The organism is Halalkalibacter suaedae, from assembly GCF_017939705.1.
In the GTDB taxonomy this organism is placed as follows: Bacteria; Bacillota; Bacilli; order Bacillales; family Bacillaceae_D; genus Halalkalibacter; species Halalkalibacter suaedae.
In genome coordinates this window covers 54,508-71,831 of the sequence record NZ_JAGKSQ010000007.1, presented here as the reverse complement: position 1 = coordinate 71,831, position 17,324 = coordinate 54,508, and the positions used below count along the sequence as shown (strand labels likewise).

15 protein-coding genes are annotated in these 17,324 nt (G+C 37.9%); 8 read left to right on the top strand and 7 right to left on the bottom strand.

Annotated elements, in window-relative coordinates; genetic code table 11:
* Positions 1-156 precede the first annotated feature (156 nt).
* Genes J7W16_RS16145 through J7W16_RS21990 form a run of 3 tightly spaced genes read left to right on the top strand, consistent with a single transcriptional unit; the run spans position 157 to position 2,453 of the window.
* Entirely contained in the window at positions 157-1,113 is a 957-nt protein-coding gene (locus tag J7W16_RS16145; protein WP_246880063.1) for an HD-GYP domain-containing protein, read from the top strand.
* A gap of 9 nt (positions 1,114-1,122) precedes the next feature.
* The gene (locus J7W16_RS21995) at positions 1,123-1,947 is read left to right on the top strand and encodes a HAMP domain-containing protein (RefSeq protein WP_246880062.1); all 825 of its coding nucleotides are present in this window, start codon (positions 1,123-1,125) and stop codon (positions 1,945-1,947) included.
* The gene (locus J7W16_RS21990; RefSeq protein ID WP_246880061.1) at positions 1,941-2,453 is read left to right on the top strand and encodes a methyl-accepting chemotaxis protein; all 513 of its coding nucleotides are present in this window, start codon (positions 1,941-1,943) and stop codon (positions 2,451-2,453) included. Before J7W16_RS21995 ends, J7W16_RS21990 begins: the two co-directional genes overlap by 7 nt.
* A gap of 206 nt (positions 2,454-2,659) precedes the next feature.
* Here the strand turns inward: J7W16_RS21990 and J7W16_RS16135 are convergent, their stop codons facing one another.
* Positions 2,660-3,073: a peroxiredoxin-like family protein gene (locus J7W16_RS16135; RefSeq protein ID WP_210598508.1), complete on the bottom strand. Its 414-nt coding sequence runs from the start codon at positions 3,071-3,073 to the stop codon at positions 2,660-2,662.
* A gap of 302 nt (positions 3,074-3,375) precedes the next feature.
* On the opposite strand from J7W16_RS16135, the gene J7W16_RS16130 reads away from it, so the two are divergent.
* Positions 3,376-4,770, top strand: coding sequence for an MBOAT family O-acyltransferase (locus tag J7W16_RS16130; protein WP_210598642.1), 1,395 nt, complete (start codon positions 3,376-3,378; stop codon positions 4,768-4,770).
* A gap of 10 nt (positions 4,771-4,780) precedes the next feature.
* Positions 4,781-5,833 (top strand): DUF1574 family protein, encoded by a 1,053-nt coding sequence (locus tag J7W16_RS16125; RefSeq protein ID WP_210598507.1) that lies wholly within the window; start codon positions 4,781-4,783, stop codon positions 5,831-5,833.
* 205 nt (positions 5,834-6,038) lie between these two features.
* On the opposite strand, the gene J7W16_RS16120 is transcribed toward J7W16_RS16125, so the two are convergent.
* On the bottom strand, positions 6,039-6,566 hold the full coding sequence (locus J7W16_RS16120) for a YceI family protein (protein ID WP_210598506.1): 528 nt from the start codon (positions 6,564-6,566) through the stop codon (positions 6,039-6,041).
* A gap of 293 nt (positions 6,567-6,859) precedes the next feature.
* Here J7W16_RS16120 and J7W16_RS16115 point away from each other — a divergent pair, with 293 nt between their 5' ends.
* Positions 6,860-7,471, top strand: a complete 612-nt coding sequence (locus J7W16_RS16115; protein ID WP_210598505.1) for a DUF421 domain-containing protein — start codon at positions 6,860-6,862, stop codon at positions 7,469-7,471.
* Positions 7,472-7,797: 326 nt separating this feature from the next.
* On the opposite strand, the gene J7W16_RS16110 is transcribed toward J7W16_RS16115, so the two are convergent.
* Both J7W16_RS16110 and J7W16_RS16105 read right to left on the bottom strand, forming a co-directional pair.
* Positions 7,798-9,036, bottom strand: coding sequence for a glycosyltransferase family 2 protein (locus J7W16_RS16110; RefSeq protein WP_210598504.1), 1,239 nt, complete (start codon positions 9,034-9,036; stop codon positions 7,798-7,800).
* Positions 9,037-9,058: 22 nt separating this feature from the next.
* Positions 9,059-10,966, bottom strand: a complete 1,908-nt coding sequence (locus J7W16_RS16105) for a DUF2334 domain-containing protein (protein ID WP_210598503.1) — start codon at positions 10,964-10,966, stop codon at positions 9,059-9,061.
* A gap of 244 nt (positions 10,967-11,210) precedes the next feature.
* Here J7W16_RS16105 and wecB point away from each other — a divergent pair, with 244 nt between their 5' ends.
* A complete protein-coding gene (wecB, locus tag J7W16_RS16100) occupies positions 11,211-12,308 on the top strand; it encodes a non-hydrolyzing UDP-N-acetylglucosamine 2-epimerase (protein ID WP_210598641.1) in 1,098 nt (365 codons plus the stop codon).
* A 144-nt stretch (positions 12,309-12,452) separates the two neighbouring features.
* Complete coding sequence (locus J7W16_RS16095) at positions 12,453-14,417, top strand: clostripain-related cysteine peptidase (RefSeq protein ID WP_210598502.1); 1,965 nt, start codon at positions 12,453-12,455, stop codon at positions 14,415-14,417.
* A 275-nt stretch (positions 14,418-14,692) separates the two neighbouring features.
* On the opposite strand, the gene J7W16_RS16090 is transcribed toward J7W16_RS16095, so the two are convergent.
* From J7W16_RS16090 to J7W16_RS16080, 3 genes are all read right to left on the bottom strand, one after another.
* Positions 14,693-15,181 (bottom strand): OsmC family protein, encoded by a 489-nt coding sequence (locus tag J7W16_RS16090; RefSeq protein WP_210598501.1) that lies wholly within the window; start codon positions 15,179-15,181, stop codon positions 14,693-14,695.
* Positions 15,174-16,355, bottom strand: coding sequence for a cobalamin-independent methionine synthase II family protein (locus J7W16_RS16085; protein WP_210598500.1), 1,182 nt, complete (start codon positions 16,353-16,355; stop codon positions 15,174-15,176). Before J7W16_RS16085 ends, J7W16_RS16090 begins: the two co-directional genes overlap by 8 nt.
* Positions 16,356-16,479: 124 nt before the next feature.
* Complete coding sequence (locus J7W16_RS16080) at positions 16,480-17,301, bottom strand: phosphate/phosphite/phosphonate ABC transporter substrate-binding protein (RefSeq protein WP_210598499.1); 822 nt, start codon at positions 17,299-17,301, stop codon at positions 16,480-16,482.
* Positions 17,302-17,324: the final 23 nt, after the last annotated feature.

Genomic DNA, 17,324 nt, shown 5'->3' with positions numbered 1-17,324 from the left:
CTTAAAAATAAATCCTCACTACTACCAGTTACCCCAATTAATAAATGAGCAAACATGATTAGTTTGAATCGGCATCCTAAATATTGGCTTAAGGTTCTTTTAAGGTTTGCAACCTATATTACTAATAGGAAACCACTTCAAAGGAGTCGAGCCTGATTGAAATCCAGATTATCTTTACTAATAGAAAAAACATATATTTACCGTTGGTTATTTCTTCTGATGATTCCTATCTACTTCTATGCTAACCAATTCTTTGATAACAGAGATTTGAGCTTTGGAATTAATCTTATTATCTTAACGTTTTCTGCATTGTCATTTCGGAAGCTATCGATCCAAGCGATCTCTAGTGGCTTTATTGCCCTTCTAGGTGAGCCGAATTTTTCACATATGAATCTACATATGTTTTTCTTTCATTGGTTCACATCATTTGTGACTGCCGCTTTTATTGTGACATTGCTTGAAAAATATTTTAATGAGAAAAAAAGCACAATTGACCTTATTAATAGTTTAGCAAAATCACTAGACTCAAGAGATGAATACACAGCATTTCACTCTCAAAATGTCGCAGATTACTCAAAAAAGATCGCACTAGAAATGAAGCTTCCGAGAAGAGTTTGTGAAAATATTTATTATGGTGGCCTGCTTCATGATATTGGAAAAATTGGCATTCCAGAAGCCGTTTTAAACAAACCATCTGCATTAACTGATCAAGAGTATGATCAGATTAAGCAGCACCCCGTCATAGGCTTTAATTTAGTTAAGCATATCCATCGTTTTAAACAGAGCGGCATCTTAAACATGATCCAATATCATCATGAGCGATTCGATGGTACTGGCTATCCTCATGGTTTAAAGGGGAATGCAATACCACTTGAAGCTAGAATTATGGCTGTCGCAGATGCTTTTGACGCAATGACATCAAGAAGAAATTACCGAACACAGGCAGACTGGACCTCGGTTCTTGATGAACTTCAACAGCATAAGAGTACACAGTTTGATCCATACGTTGTTGATGCCTTTTTTAACGTATTAGAGCGAGATAGCAAAATCAGTTCATTGCAATCTAAAAGAAGGACTATATACAATCTAAATTCGACTTATTCACTTAATTAATCTACTTACTTGGAGGAAACAAACACTAAGATTTCTACTAAAATTATTCTTTTATCATTAATTAATTCAATTATTGTTGCATCCATTAATGTCATTGGTTCATTAGTTATGAGGGGCGGGACTGCGACGGCACCTATTGAAGAGACTACTGATGCCGTAGCTACAGTACAAGGAGGCTTCCTTCTTCCAACTCCTATTTTAATTGGGTTAGCTATTTCATTAGTAATTGGAGTTATTCTTTCATATATATTAGGAAAAATAATTTCAAAACCTATTTTAACAATGACTGATATTGTTGAAAGAACATCCAAGCTCGATTTACGTGAGGATCATGAACAAGCTATAGAGAAAGTAATGACAAAAGACGAAATAGGACAGATGGCTTTGGCTTTCAGGGAAACAAGAAAGGTACTGAGGGAGATGGTCATGAGACTACAGGACATTTCATCAACAGTCACCACTCATTCTAATGACTTAACAAAAAGAACAGAAGAAAACGCCATTTCGATCGGTCAGGTTGTCTCAACAATTGATAGTATTGCGATTGGTAATAACGAGCAATCAGAAACCATTAATGATATTAATGAATCGCTGTTAGAGATGGTAAAGCTTATTGAACATATCACGGATGAAGCTTCATCAGGTGCTGATCAGGCAGTTGCTTCACTTGATGCCGTGATCGAGGGACAAAAGACAATTGATTTACAAATTATAAAAATGGATCAAAATATTAATGTTTCTACTGAAGCTAATCAATCCATTAAAGAGCTAAGTGAGGTCATCGAAAATGTTAGTGGCATTGTACCTCAATCTCTGAACAAACGAATTTGCTAGCATTAAATGCCTCGATCGAAGCTAGTCGAGCCGGAGATGCAGGGAGAGGATTTGCAGTTGTTGCGAAGGAAATTAGAAAATTAGCTGAGCAGTCTTCAAAATCAGCAAAGGAAATTACTGAATTAATTGTCACAACAACTGAGAAATCAAATGCTGCTGTTACAAATATTAGTACCTCAAGTTCCTTGATTCAGGAACAAAAGGATGCACTCAAAATAACAGAATCAGCATTTAGCAAAATAAAAATCACGTACGATAATATTGTAGATAGCTTTAAGCATACAGCCATTGCCATTGATACAATAAATGAAAAATCAAAGACCATCTCAAACCAGATTCAAAACATGGCTAATACAGCCGAGGATTTCGCTGCGAGTACGGAGGAAATCTCAGCCTCTGGCCAGGAGCAGCTTGCATCGACCGAGCTTGTTTCAGAGTCATCAAAAGACTTATACCAATTAGCTGATGACTTGAATGTTGAAATTAGTCAATTTAAGGTTTCATAAGCATGAAGCATTCATAAACTCAAAAGGCCGCTGAAAAAGAGGTGTATCCCCTTCAGCGGCTTACTATTTACATTTACAAGTTCATTCATTAGTACACTTTCTAAGATTCGTCCTCAGTCTAGGCACACGTTTCAATATTTTTTACTTTCTACTATTCTGTCAACTAGTAACTTATTGCTTCTATATTACATCCATACTAATACTTACTATTTTTTAATGATAGTTAGAAGGTCATGAATTGAAGCATGATTTTCGGGCTCTGTATCAATATGACTCCAGACAACTTTGCCATTTTCATTAAATATCCATGTACCACCCTGAATATAAATATCTTGAGACTTCATTGCCGTTTTGACAAGCTCTCTTTGTCTTGTATTATCAGGCATGAAAGCTTTCTTACCATTTTTGATAAATCCTATTCCTGCTTGCATCAACAACTTCCACTTCGGCATCGACTGATGTCCCATTTTACGGTATAAATATTTAGTTGGATCACCGTAAATAGGGTACGGGAAAGGCCCAAATGCTTGATCAAACTGCTTCAAGAAGTCGCCACTCGCTGGAGCTACAACAATTAATTGATAGCCAGTTTTCGTCATTTCGCTATAATGCTTACGCAACTGCGTAAGTAGCTGGCGACAAACCGGTCAACCAGGGTATCTGACAAAGACAACTATGCTTCTCTTATTAAGTATAACTGTTTCAAGTGTCTGATTTTCTCCATAGGGGTTCTCTAGTTTGAATGACAACATCTTCACCTCTTCTTTTTTCTTCTTTATTTATAACATATTACAGCTAAGTCTTATATTTTTGGGGATAGCTAGTAGAGATATGATAGCGCTTTCTCTCATTCTATTTACTATTTTAGGAAGCTTATATACACTGAAGAGAGAAGAAATAATTCATGAAATGGGGAAGAATGGTGCTTTTTAATTCCTTTGAATTCATCTTTGCATTTTTACCGGCTGTTTTTATTATCTATTTTCTTCTTAACAGAGCAAGATTCATTTTAGCATCTAAAGCATGGTTAGTCGGAAGCTCACTCTTTTTCTATAGTTGGTGGAATGTCGCATATTTACCTTTAATCCTATTTTCAATGTTCTTTAACTACACAGTTGGCTCAATACTTACTAAAGAACACTCCAGAATAAATAGGAAAACAGTTCTTACAATAGGTATCGTTTTTAATGTTGGTTTACTCGCTTACTTCAAATACTCAGACTTTTTCATAACAAACATAAATGCATTATTTACAACCAATACTGCACTCTTGAAATTAGCCTTGCCCTTAGCTATTAGCTTTTTCACCTTTCAGCAAATTGCTTATCTTGTAGATGCATATCGACGAGAAACAAAGGATTATCAGTTCTTAGATTATGCTCTTTTCGTCACGTTCTTCCCGCAACTGATTGCTGGTCCCATTGTTCATCACAAAGAAATGATGCCTCAATTTAAAATGCTACGAAATAAAGTTGTTCGTTATAGGAATATTTCTCTTGGGATTTTCATCTTTTCAATTGGTTTATTTAAAAAAGTGGCAATTGCTGATACATTTGCTGTTTGGGCTTCAAAAGGATATGAGCAAACAGAAGCCTTAACCCTCACTGAAGGGTGGATTACATCCCTTTCTTATACCTTTCAACTGTACTTTGATTTTAGTGGCTATACCGATATGGCAATAGGGGCTGCATTATTATTTAACATCATATTACCAGTGAATTTCTACTCCCCTTACAAAGCATTAGATATCCAAGACTTTTGGCGAAGATGGCATATTACTCTTAGTCGTTTTTTAACACATTATATTTATATCCCACTTGGTGGAAACCGGAAAGGAAGAAAAAGAACGTATATAAACATTATGATTATCTTCTTAGTTAGCGGATTATGGCATGGGGCTGGCTGGACCTTTCTGTTTTGGGGTTTTCTTCACGGGCTAGCAAGTCTCATTAGTCGTTATTGGAAGTCTCTTGGCTTCAAGTTGAATAAACTACTAGCTTGGTTTATTACGTTTAACTTTATCAATATTTCCTGGGTCTTCTTTCGAGCGACAACCTGGGAGGACGCTATTAATGTTTTAGAGGCGATGTTTGCTGTAAACAATTTCACAGTCGGAACATTCGAAAGTCTAGAAACAATCCTTTCTCTAACCGCAATCGTGATAGCGATGACTCTGGTCTTATTCTTTAAAAATTCAATCCAACTAAAAGAGAACTTTAAGCCAAACATAAGAACATTATTATTTTCAGCAGCTATTTTCACATATGCCGTTCTCCAACTAAACAAAGTCAGTGAATTTTTATACTTTAATTTTTAGAGGTGTGTATATGAACGATAAAAAATGGGTGATTGTCTTTCTGGCTATTCTCTTAACCTTCCTATCTTTAACATATAGCTTGAGGTACACAGCTCAGCAATTTGTCTATGATTTAGAACGGGCCACATGGAAAGCAAAATCAAGTATGATCGATAATATCAACACCTACAGCTATGACTACTTAATCATTGGTACGTCTCGAACATTAGCATTAAACCCTTCATATCTCAGTAGGAATTACAATACCGAAACCGTTAATTTATCAGTTGGGGGTGCTACGGCCCCCTCAGTTTACTTTTTTGTTGAACGGTTACTAGAACAAGACATTAAGCCTAAAAAAATATACATTGAACTTAATCCAATGAATTTGACTTCTCACGATACAAACGTACAAACGACACTCGGTGAACGGTTCATACGATTCGTTGCCAAGAAAGACGAAGCAATAGATCTATCAACCTATGATAGCAGTGCATTGGAAAAGTATAGACGTATCAATTCCTTCCCATTTAATGACTACTTTTATAAAGATAATGGAACGTTAATCGAAGGTATAAGGAGAAGATTAAATAATCGTCTTAGCGATGGTCAAATGATCGAGAAACTGAAAGATAACAAAGGTTTCTTTTTATTCGGAAAGGATACACTCGATTTCTCTGAAATTAATAATCAAATTAACACAGCAGATGCCATTCATTACGGTGAGTACATTCATACATATACGACTCAGGAAATTCCTGTGCTGACACAAGTATATTTCAAGAGATTGCTAGAGAAATTAGAGAGTAGTAATATCGATTACCATTTTTTCTTCTCACCAATGCCTCAAGGGAGAAAAATGATTGAGAACCTTTCATTTGGTAAGATGACTGAACTGTATAATCAGATAGATAAGGATAAAATCACTAGTAGTGTTCTGTTATTAGATGAGAAATATTTCAGCGATCCAAGCCATGTCAATTATCGTGGATCAATCAAATATAACGACTATTTTAATCAATGTATTGTTACTGCTGATTGTACATTTGATACGTATGAGTTGGAGCTTGAGGGCAGTGAGTGATGAGGGGTTCGTGGATAGATTTGGTTTGGGAGTGGGTTTTGACTAGCGGTATAGAAGGCTAAAATATTAGGAGACCAGGACAAAAAGTGTTTAACTTAATGAAAAGCGGAATAAACATGACTGGGTAGAAACACAGTTCTGATCTATTATTCCGAGTTTCAGTTAAACACTTTTATTATGTCCTAGCCTCTTCAACGAAAATTACTTATTCAGCTGGATTTAACTCTAATTCAACATTGATTTTAATGTCTTTACCGACAAGAACGCCACCTGTTTCAAGTGCTGCATTCCAAGTCAGACCAAATTCTTCACGGTTAATTTTTGTTTGCCCTTCGAATCCGTAAACATCTACTCCCCAAGGGTTTTTGCCTTTTCCACCATACTCCACATCAAATGTAACTGATTTTGTTACGTCTCTAATCGTAAGGTCACCCGTTACTTTGTAGTCATCACCGTCTTTTGCGATGTTCGTTGATTTGAAATCAATTGTTGGGTACGTTTCTACATCAAAGAAATCACCTGATTTTAAGTGATTATCACGATCTTCACTACTTGTATTGATACTTGCTACGTCAAACTTGAATTCAACAGAAGCTGTTGTTAAGTCCGTTAAGTCAGCACCTTCCACATTTGCTGTGTATGAATTAAATTGTCCTCTTACTTTTGATACCATCATGTGCTTTACTTCAAAATTAATGTGTGAGTGCGATTGATCAACTGTCCATTTTGCCATTTTAACATTCCTCCATTTAGTTTTAATTTATTTCAATACTGAAATATATATCCAAAAAAAAGCAACGACGAGTACTAGGATCTCTTTAGCAAGTAGATGATAAAGTTTCAAAGATACCATTGCAATTTATTTAGATATAGAACTTTTTTAAGTTGAAATAAATTTACCATGCAACACTGGTCGTAGTCAATCCTTTATTTAAATATTTTTTAAACAATGGGTAAAAATAGAAATTATATAGCTAATAGACTTAATAAATTGAGTTAGAAAATGCTTAGAGAAAGGGGCCTCTTGTGGATTTAAACTTCATATGGAAAGCGATTGTCGTTGTTGTAGGAGGAGTCCTGATTTTACGGTTGGCTGGACGAAAATCAATTTCCCAGCTTACTGTTGCTCAGACAGTGATGATGATAGCCGTAGGGTCATTAATTATTCAACCTGTTGGCGATAGGAATATCTGGATTACGATGATCATTACATTTTTAATGGTTATTACACTTCTTTTTATTGAGTCCATCGCTTTAAAATACGATGCTCTGGAGACGTTTATTTATGGGAAATCACTTATAGTTGTTGAAAATGGCCAAGTAAACGAAAGTAATTTAAAGAAGCTAAGGTTGACGGTCGATATGCTTGAAGTACGAATGAGACAACAAAACATTCAGCATTTTTCTGATTTGCAGTGGGCGACAATTGAAGCGAACGGTCAATTAGGGTTTATGTTAAAGCCTGATAAACAATATGCTACTAAAGAGGATATTCTAATGATAAAATCGCTGATTGAATCAACTCAGCCGCTTCCTCATAATGAACCATCGAAACCTCAAACAACGATGGCAGATACTATTTTTACCGAGGTTAAAAACAGAAAGCATAAAGAAAAACCGAAAGATGGTTTGGATTAGTGAAAGTTTGTCTTTCTTTTCTCTATAAGGTAAAAACGAGGTTGGGACATAACTAAAGTACCTAACTGAAATACCGAATAATGCAATCACGAAGCGGATGAAATATACGTAGACTCCTGTGGGACCCAAAAGCCAAAGGTGAGACCCCACAGTGCGAAGCACGAGGAGGCTCACCGGCTTCCCGCGGAAAGCGAAGTATATTTCAGGAGCGGTTTACGTCCTCCAACCACCATTGTTCGGATTTGCTATTAGTTAAATCACTTTTGTCCTAGCCTCGTCTTGTTAGGGTCTATGTTAGCTAAATCGTTAAGTCTTAGTAAACTTGTTTATCCTTCCATATCCTCTAAGCGGATAGAACGAGTATGAATAGTATGATTCCATGATTTATTCTTACTTGTGAACAGCCCCATTAAAGTAATCGGGAACCAAGTTAATTGAAATACAGGGAAAAGGATCAGTCCCCAATAAGACTTTAAAGGTCGTCTTTCCATTAACATCACTATAGGAAATTGTAGAAATAAGGCAATATTGAGTATAATCCAACCTTCATCAGGTATCGTCTTTAGAAATGCAAACTGTGTGTATAGCGGTGTAGCTAATTGCAGAAATGACATCACCCACACAGCTGCAACAAAAACGAACCGGATTGGTTGGAACAAGTACATCACGGCATCAAACTGAGCAAACCTACGTGTTCGAATGGCTTGTAATAAGAGTGGTTTCATGTATCTCCGTGCACAATCTGTATGTCCCCTCATCCAACGGAGTCGTTGTCTAACTGAGCTCATTAGTTTAATCGGCTTTTCGTCATATACAATAGCTTGATTAGCCCATGTTGGATAGACCTCATTACCAATGCAACGAGCGGTAAACTCTACATCTTCAGTAAGCGATGTGGCATCCCATCCCATTTCCTTAAGTAAATTCGATTCAAAACACATTCCCGTTCCCGCAAGTGTGCTTGCCATCCCCCAATTATGTCTAGCTTGCTGCCACATTCTATTAATGTACCAATATGTGATCGCATATGAGAGTGTAACCCAAGAATCATAGGGATTTTTTGTTTCAACATAACTTTGGATGACACGGTGACCGTCCATCAGCTTGTGATTCATTTCAAGAAGAAAGTTTTTGCTAACTAAATTATCAGCATCAAATACAATGATTGCATCAAATTGCCGTTCCTGTTGCCATAGTTGATTCAACATCCACTCCATGGCATAGCCTTTGCCCTTTCTATCTTCGTCAAACCTTTCCATTGCCTTTACACCATGCTTTGTTACAATTTCTGCAGTCTGGTCTGTACAGTTATCACAAATGACAATGACTTCATATAAGTCCTTGGGATAATCCAATTTTTTGAGATTTTCAAGTAAAGGAGCAATAACCTGCTCTTCATTATGAGCAGCAACAAGAATAGCAAATGACTTTTCTGGAGCAGGCTTTTCTCTCATGTCCACTTTCTGTTTCTTAAAACCAGCCAAACTGATGATAATTTGATAGATACTAACCGAAAAAATAATAATTTGAAATAGATTAGCAATGCCTATAAAGAATTGTTGCATTCACACTTTCTTCCTCTCGAATTCACTTTTGAAATGACAAAGCTATGTCAATCAATTGATTGACTTCATCATATGATGCAATATCTGTTTTTCCATTACCATCAAAATCGGTGACCACACCCTTTCGTCCTTTTCCCTTAGCCCATGGCCCAAAGCTGTTCTCCAACAAGTAAAACTGAGCTTCTCCTTGGTTCATGTATTCTTGCCATATACCTGTTTTGGCATCATACAAAATGAGATCGCTTATACCGTTTCCATCCGGATCGCCAACTAATAATTGAGCGTCCCTAGCCCAATTCACTCCTTCGACTGAATTAGCCTTTGAAAGGCGTCCATTGCTTTGATAGTGGAAAATAGCTGCAGATTGTTCTTTAAGGGATACAAAGAGCAGATCATCTTGTTTTGAGTTTTGAAAGCTACCAATGTATAAATCGGCGTCATCCGCTCGAGAGACCTTTTCCTTTTTAATCACAAGTTCATCATTTTGAAAATGAATAAACAGGATTTGGTCATCTTCTCTAGCAACGAATCCAGGATCCTCAAATGAATGAAATACTTGAAGTGACTCAAGTTCAGTCGGTAGTTTCCCAAGAGAAATTGGGATTTCAAAATGACCTTCCTTAGCCATTCCAACTCTCAACTCTCCAGTTTGTTGATTATAAATGGCCAAGTCTTCTTTGCCGTCCTTATTCCAATCTAATAGAAGTACCTGATCCTCCAAAGTAAACTCATACTCTAACCAAACCTCAGATGCATGCTGTTGTTGATTCCTAGGAAAGGTGAATCTACCTGGTATCACTATCGCACGACGATTCTTGACGACGAGCATATCTGCATGATTATCATCCGTTATGTCCCCAGTCAACACACGCTCTTGTTGTGAGTCTAACGGCAGAATCACACGATGAGCAGGGGTAAACGGAATAACCTCATGGAGTGATTTCCAAGAATATCCCTCCCTTCCGAAGCCTTCAACCAACCTATGAAGGTACGAGTTTTTTTCATCTTCATCGCTATATTTATATAAAGGTAACCCATCCTGCATCACCTGCTTTCCATCCGTTCCTAAGACCTCCACTAAAAAAGGAAATTCTAAAAATGGATGAAAGAACAAAGAACCTAATCCATTATCTTTAGACGCTTTTAAAAGGATTCGATCAAGGGAGGCTTCATCAGTCACATAACTGAACGGGGCAGGTACATAAATGGAACCTAGGCTACTCTGTCCATACAAATTTGTTGTATCATATGCATTGATATCCTTGAGGGATCGTAAGGAAAAGAAATCAGGCTGATACAAAATCCCCATATAAGAACGAAATACCTTCTCCTGCTCTCGTGTATCTTGATAATGAGGGGACTCCCAAAAAGCCGGTTGAATACCAGCTTTTTCAAAGGCTGCTAAACTATTCGTAATTCGTTCCGCTGCATATGACGGCCTCTTCGTTTCCGGTGCACCCTCCACATCAAATTCTGAGCCGATTCCAGAAATGTGATTGTTATCTATATTTATAGAACTACCATACTGATGGCTATACCCATGCATCCCCAAAATAGCACCTTGCTGCTCGGCTTTTTGAAGCAGCTGAATAAATGCCTCAACGAACGAATTAGGATTAGGATCATCTATTCCTTTTTCCGTCCAAGTCCCGTCCTTTTCCACATTTATCATCCTTGGAATAACCGCTACATGAAATGGAATTTGATTAGACTCTAAGTAATCCATAACAGCTCGTAACTTTCCTAAATCTTCAAAACTGTTATACTCTCCACCCGGTCCAACATCTTCAAGTCGAATCATCGCATGCTTCTTGTTGGCATTTGGATAGATATTTTCACCTGTAAACGTCAAAAAATAACCAGTCGCCAAGACAACTACAATAATTGTGACTGTAATGAAAAAAATCCTTTTCCAGAATTTTTGCTTCACACTCCAATACCTCTTTTCTTCAAGCAGAACGCTTCTAACTTCATTTTCAGATAATTTTTAAAATAACCATGAGAAATTATAGCATTAACTAGTTATAATTGGATATAACGTTTTTTTGAGAAACCACCTGTAAAATAATTGGGTTTTATATGTTAAATAAAGCTTAATCGCGACAGGATTACGACGAAAAACCTTAAAAACTATAAAGAATAGATAAAAGGAGATTGCAGTGAAAAAGAAGATAATGGTCGTATTCGGGACACGTCCAGAAGCAATTAAAATGTGTCCTTTAGTAAAAGAGCTAAAAAACCGCAATTCACTAAAGACAATCGTTTGTGTGACTGGACAACATCGGGAAATGCTCAATCAAGTCATGGATGCTTTCCGTGTCGTTCCAGACTATAACCTAGCAATCATGAAAGAAAAACAGACTTTGTTTGATGTAACCATCAATATTTTAGAAGGAATGAGAACGGTATTACAGGAAGTGAAGCCTAACGTGGTTTTGGTTCATGGCGATACGACTACGACCTTTGTAACAACTTTAGCTTGCTTCTATTTAAACATTCCTATTGGCCATGTTGAAGCGGGTTTACGCACGTATACGATCAACTCACCGTTTCCTGAAGAGTTCAATCGTCAAGCAGTGGGAATTGTTGCTAAGTATCATTTTGCACCAACAGAAATGGCTAGATCCAATCTAATCAGAGAAGGAAAAGACCCATTAACGATCCATGTAACTGGTAATACAGCAATCGATGCACTCCAAACTACTGTTAGAAAAGATTATTTTCATGAACAACTGGATTGGACAGCCGAAAACAGACTTATTATGATTACTGCTCATAGAAGAGAAAACCTTGGTGAACCAATGCGAAATATGTTCAAAGCCATCAAGCGAATTGTCGATGAGTATTCAGATATTAAGGTTATTTATCCGATTCATAAGAACCCCACTGTTAGAGAAGTGGCCTTTGAAATCTTAGGAGAGACGGAACGAGTAAGAATGATCGAGCCATTAGATGTCCTTGATTTTCATAATTTCCTTTCTAGATCATACTTAATCTTGACTGATAGTGGTGGCATTCAAGAGGAAGCCCCAACTTTAGGTAAGCCTGTGCTAGTAATGCGGGACACTACTGAACGTCCTGAAGGCATCAACGCTGGTACGTTGAAATTAGTAGGCACAGATGAGGAGACAATCTATCATCATTTTAAATTACTCCTTGATGATGAAGAAGAATATAAAAGAATGAGTAAGGCGAGTAACCCCTATGGTGATGGGCTAGCTAGTAAAAGGATTGCCGATGTGTTAGAGCAAGAACTGTTCCTCCCTCAATGATTCATAGGATTACACCTCTTTAATAAGGCACGGAAAGCTTAATCTATCTCTATTCAATATAGAACGTGATAAAAGACTTCACATATTTGGTTGAAAAAATGATAGAATTTTCTTGTTTCTTATAAAAAATAAGCAGGTGAACGAATGGGTTGGGATCGATTCAATATTCGCTGGGTATGGACTAGTGTTCTATTCATCTTTGTTTTGACAGGCTGTGCAGATGAAGAGGTAACAACGGCCGTCCATGACGAACAGGGTATAAGTAAAGTAGAAAAAACGTTAGACATTAGCAGTGAACCAATAAGAACAGAACAAGCGGACTACACGTTTATGGTGTTTCTAAATGGCACAGACTTAGAAAGCACCGTCGATGAAGAGACCAATGAATTGTATGGTGCCGGTTCTTCTGATTTAGATGAGATGATGGAAATTGGCTCAAGTGAGAATTTAAACGTGATTGTTCAAACAGGAGGAACAAAGCAATGGCTAAATGAAGAAATTGACCCCACTCAAAATCAAGTATGGCAAGTGGAAGAAGGCAGTTTAACCAATTTAGCAGACATAGGGAATCAGAGTATCGGAAACCCTCAAACCTTAACGGATTTTATCGTTTGGACGATTCACAATTTCCCCGCAGAAAAATATGTACTGAATCTATGGAACCATGGTGGAGGGCCTCTTGGTGGGTTTGGTGTTGATGAAGTAAATGACCTAGACCACCTCTCTCTAAAGGAATTACATACCGCTCTGCAAGATGCTTATGATCAAACAGGGGTGATATTTGAAGTTATCGGTTTTGATGCGTGTCTTATGGCCTCTTTAGAAGTTGCGTACACCGTTAGTCCTTTTGGTAACAATTTAGTAGCTTCTGAAGAATTAGAACCTGGACACGGCTGGAATTATGCCGCTATTTTAGATGGGTTAATTCAGAATCCTTCTATGGATGGATCTGCCCTTGGAAAGGTCATTGCCGACGGATTTTACGAGCAAGCCGAAGAGCAAGATACTGATGACACAGTGACATTATCAGTAACCGATTTATCAAAGATAGATGCCGTGTTGAATGCCCTTGATGACCTCATGGAAGTAGCAACTCCTGACTTACAGACGCCGTCCGATCGAAATATGATATCCGGGAGTCTTAGTAAAGCCGAAAGCTACGGAGGCGGAAGTGCCAATGAAGGCTATTCAGACTTATTTGATTTAGGGCATTTTGCTAGAAATATGACGAAGGACTATCCTGAAGCCGATCTTCTTTTAACAGCTATTAAAGAAGCCGTTGTCTATAAAGTAAATGGAGAGACTCGTCAATATGGTGAAGGGCTTTCAATCTATTTTCCTTTCAAGGATAAGCAAAACTTTTCTCAGAATCTATCAACGTATTTCGAGTTTGAGTTTTCAGAGGATTACGGTACGTTTATCCGAGAGTATACATCCGGCTTAAGCAATGAAACTGATACGATTAACATCGAAGATCTTTCTACTGGAGACGATGATGTATTCACCGTTCAAATTAGTGAAAATGACTACGAAAGCATTGAACATATTTATAGTACGTTAGGTTATTACTTAGATGAAAATGAGACAGAGATTCTTCACCTCGGGATGGACAATAACGTTATTTACGATCCAGACACAGGAATAGTCGAGGATAATTTCACAGGATGGTGGCCTGGTTTAAATGGTCAACTTGTTTCCCTGAATGTTAAGGAAGAGACAGATGCATACAATCGTTATTCAATACCCGTTGTTTTAAATGGGAAAGACGTTAGCATTATCACATCTTGGTTCTGGGATGATAGCCAGGAAGCAGGTGGGTATTACGAGATTCATGGAGCCTGGAGAGGGTTACTTCCCGACACGAATATGCCAGATAAAAACCTTATCACCATTAAGCCAGGAGATGAAATTATTCCCCTTTTTGAATATACAAACGAAGAAACGGATGAAGCAGGAGTTATGGAAGGTGAACCCTTCATCGTTGAAAATGAACTTATTCTTGAAGACGTGGAGGTTCCCGCCGGTGCGTATGTTTACCAGTTTTATATAACTGATTATGCACAGAACGAATTATATACTGAACCGTTTATCATTGATTTAGAGGAATAATAAGAGGCTGGGACAAAAGTGATTTAACTAATAGAAAATACGAACAAAGATAGTTGGCGGACATAAGCCGCTCCTGAAATATACTTCGCTTTCCGCGGGAAGCCGGTGAGCCTCCTCGGCTACGCCTGTGGGGTCTCACACTTGGCTTTTTCATCCCGCAGGAGTCTACGTATATTTCATCCGCTACATGACTGCTTTGTTAAGTATTTCAATTAGACACTTTAGTTACGTCCCAGCCTCTTTATATTAATTAAACACCTTATTAATCTAGCTCTTCACACAAGTCTCCTAAAGTTCACTTCAAGCTCCATCGACCTCTTTAGAGTATTGTACACTGGTGAATGATTGAGTGCCATAGTGCAAAATTCAGAAAGCTCATTTTCCTCAAGCTCAGCATACAAATAAACGGTTACCGTTGTTTTATTAATACAAGGTTCCACGTCATATCCTTTTACCCCCAACATCGACAAAGGATTATCCAGTGATAGATTCAAGACTCCTTCAATTTCTTCAATAATAGAGCCTTTCTTTTTAGACTGCTCTAAAAGCGTCAATAGAATGCTACTTAAAACAGATCCAGCAAAGTATTCTAGACTGCTGATTTGTTCATATTCGGAGTCAAAACTGACTTGTTTTTCAATCTGAAAGCTACTTCTATTTGTATACACCTTCACAGACGAGAGATCGTTAGACGTTCCCCTGAAGCTCATATCAAAAACTTTGGACTCATGTAATACTACTTTATCTGTTGGTTCGTTATTCATATTTACTCCTTAGCATTGTAGCTGCGTCTGTTAGTGAACGGATTTTACCGGAGATGTTTTCAAGTATGTTAACTGGACTACTAGAGAAGGTTGCAAACCCGCAGTCGGGATTAAGCCATATTTTTTCCTTTGGAAGATCGTTCATCGCTTCCTCCACTCTTAAAACAATCGAATCAGTTGTCTCGATTTCATCTGTACGTGGATTAATCACACCTAAACCAAGTGCAGTATTTTCACGAATTCTTCTATCAGACAATAAGGAGTTCAACTCACCTGCCCTTGGTGTTGAGAATTCAAGTGTTAATAGATCAGGATCCACCTCCGCAAATAATTCAAGCAATGGTGTATAGGGCCCCGTGAGTAATATGCTCTCATTCTTGCTCCAGTTTCCTCGACAGATATGAAGAGACGTAATGGTCTTTGTTCGATCAATATACTCCATAATCTGTCTAATTAAGGAACTAGCGAATTCTAGCTCCTCCTTAGGATCCTTTCTTTCCGAAAGAGCAGCACACATAAACGATCTTGGCTTTCCATCTGTGAAAACAACCTCGGTCAATACGGGTTCATCAAACTGAATAACGTCAACCCCGATGTCGATTAGATTATCTATCTCTCGCTTCATAATCTCTATAACATCTTGCCCGAGTTCCTCCTTGCTTTCGTAAAACGTACCAGAGAGATTAGGAAGCCACATTGATCTAGTAAGGAGATAGGGACCTGGTAATGTAACCTTGACGGGTTTATCAGTGAATTTCTTCATCATCCTAAGCTCATCTGCGACAATATCACCTTTGTATTGCAGCTTACCGACACAGATGGCATTTTTAATACTGATTGCGGGAACATCAAGCATTGTCAAAATGGTTTCAAAAGCTTGTTTATCATCAATATAATCGAGCATTTCACTCATGCTCATCATCTCAACGCCACCAATTTTATCAGATACAAAGGAGACATAGTTATCTCGTCCAATTTCTCCACTTGTGATAATATCGATCCCAAGATCCTCCTGTAGCTTTACCACCTTTTCAGTTTCCGTCTCAATCAGCCTGTTAAATTCATTTCGGTCCATCGTTCCTCTTCTCATCTTTCGTAGTGCACCTAGTACTTCTTTCGATCTAGGCATGCTTCCCATTAAAGAAGTAGGAAAAAGCGGTAATGGTCGTTTCATTTTTCTCATCTCCTAAAGTAGATAGAAATAGGTAGAGAGAAGCAACGGCTCACCCACGCTTCTCTTTTTCATTGCTTCCAAATTAAATAGTTTCATAGAAACAGTTCATTCAACTCTTTAGAAATTACTTATTTAGGAACTTCAGATAATCATTTGCTTCACGCAATTGCTCAAACCCTGTCGTTCTGCCTTCAACCCATTCCTTTAGGCCTTCCATATCCATCATCTTCTGATGGTCTTCATTGTTGTAATCCATTTTATTAAGCACTTTCTCCCACTCGATAAACCTTTCCGTTGAAAAATCAGGATGTGCCACGAAAATGCAATGATCAAATACATCTGTCGTATCAATACATAGCAATTGATTCTCATCAATCGTGCCATCCTTCTTCCAAGCTTCCCAGTTCAAATCCAGTGTGACAGATGCGTCTACAGTACCTGCAAGTAATGCTTTGAGAGCATCTAACTCTCCTCCGACGTGGTCGCCATGAAGACCCACGCCAATATTAAATAATGTCTCTGTGTAATCTTCATCATACTCAAGCCCATATTTTTTATGTAAATGATTGATCGGGATTAGTCTTGCTTGAGGTGAGTCGATCGCACCAAAGCCAATCGTCTTGTCCTTTAACTCAGCAGCATTTGTGATGCCACTATCTTTTCTTACAATGATACAAGTCTTTCTGTCTCTATCGGTATCTCTCATCGAACCCATCTGGCATTTCCCATCGGTTCGCAAGTATGTGTCCAACCATGCTAGAGGAGAATTCCAGGCAATGTCTATTTCCTTGTTCAGTAATCCGTCTACCTGTACTTCGTAATCCTTATAGAAGACACATTCTATTTCAAGCCCTTCCTCCTTGAAAAAATCGGCTATGATCCCCCAGATCACTGTAACCCTCGGATCATAAATGACGGCTCCAACTTTTATAGTATCGTTATTCAATTAACTCACTCCTCATTGTTTTT

Excerpts from the sequence above, each read along its gene's own strand:
- J7W16_RS16110 (WP_210598504.1), bottom strand. The coding sequence starts at position 9,036 with ATGCAACAATTCTTTATAGGCATTGCTAATCTATTTCAAATTATTATT.
- J7W16_RS16085 (WP_210598500.1), bottom strand. The coding sequence starts at position 16,355 with ATGAAACGACCATTACCGCTTTTTCCTACTTCTTTAATGGGAAGCATG.
- J7W16_RS16090 (WP_210598501.1), bottom strand. The coding sequence starts at position 15,181 with ATGAATAACGAACCAACAGATAAAGTAGTATTACATGAGTCCAAAGTT.
- J7W16_RS16120 (WP_210598506.1), bottom strand. The coding sequence starts at position 6,566 with ATGGCAAAATGGACAGTTGATCAATCGCACTCACACATTAATTTTGAA.
- J7W16_RS16125 (WP_210598507.1), top strand. The coding sequence starts at position 4,781 with ATGAACGATAAAAAATGGGTGATTGTCTTTCTGGCTATTCTCTTAACC.
- wecB (WP_210598641.1), top strand. The coding sequence starts at position 11,211 with ATGGTCGTATTCGGGACACGTCCAGAAGCAATTAAAATGTGTCCTTTA.
- J7W16_RS16095 (WP_210598502.1), top strand. The coding sequence starts at position 12,453 with ATGGGTTGGGATCGATTCAATATTCGCTGGGTATGGACTAGTGTTCTA.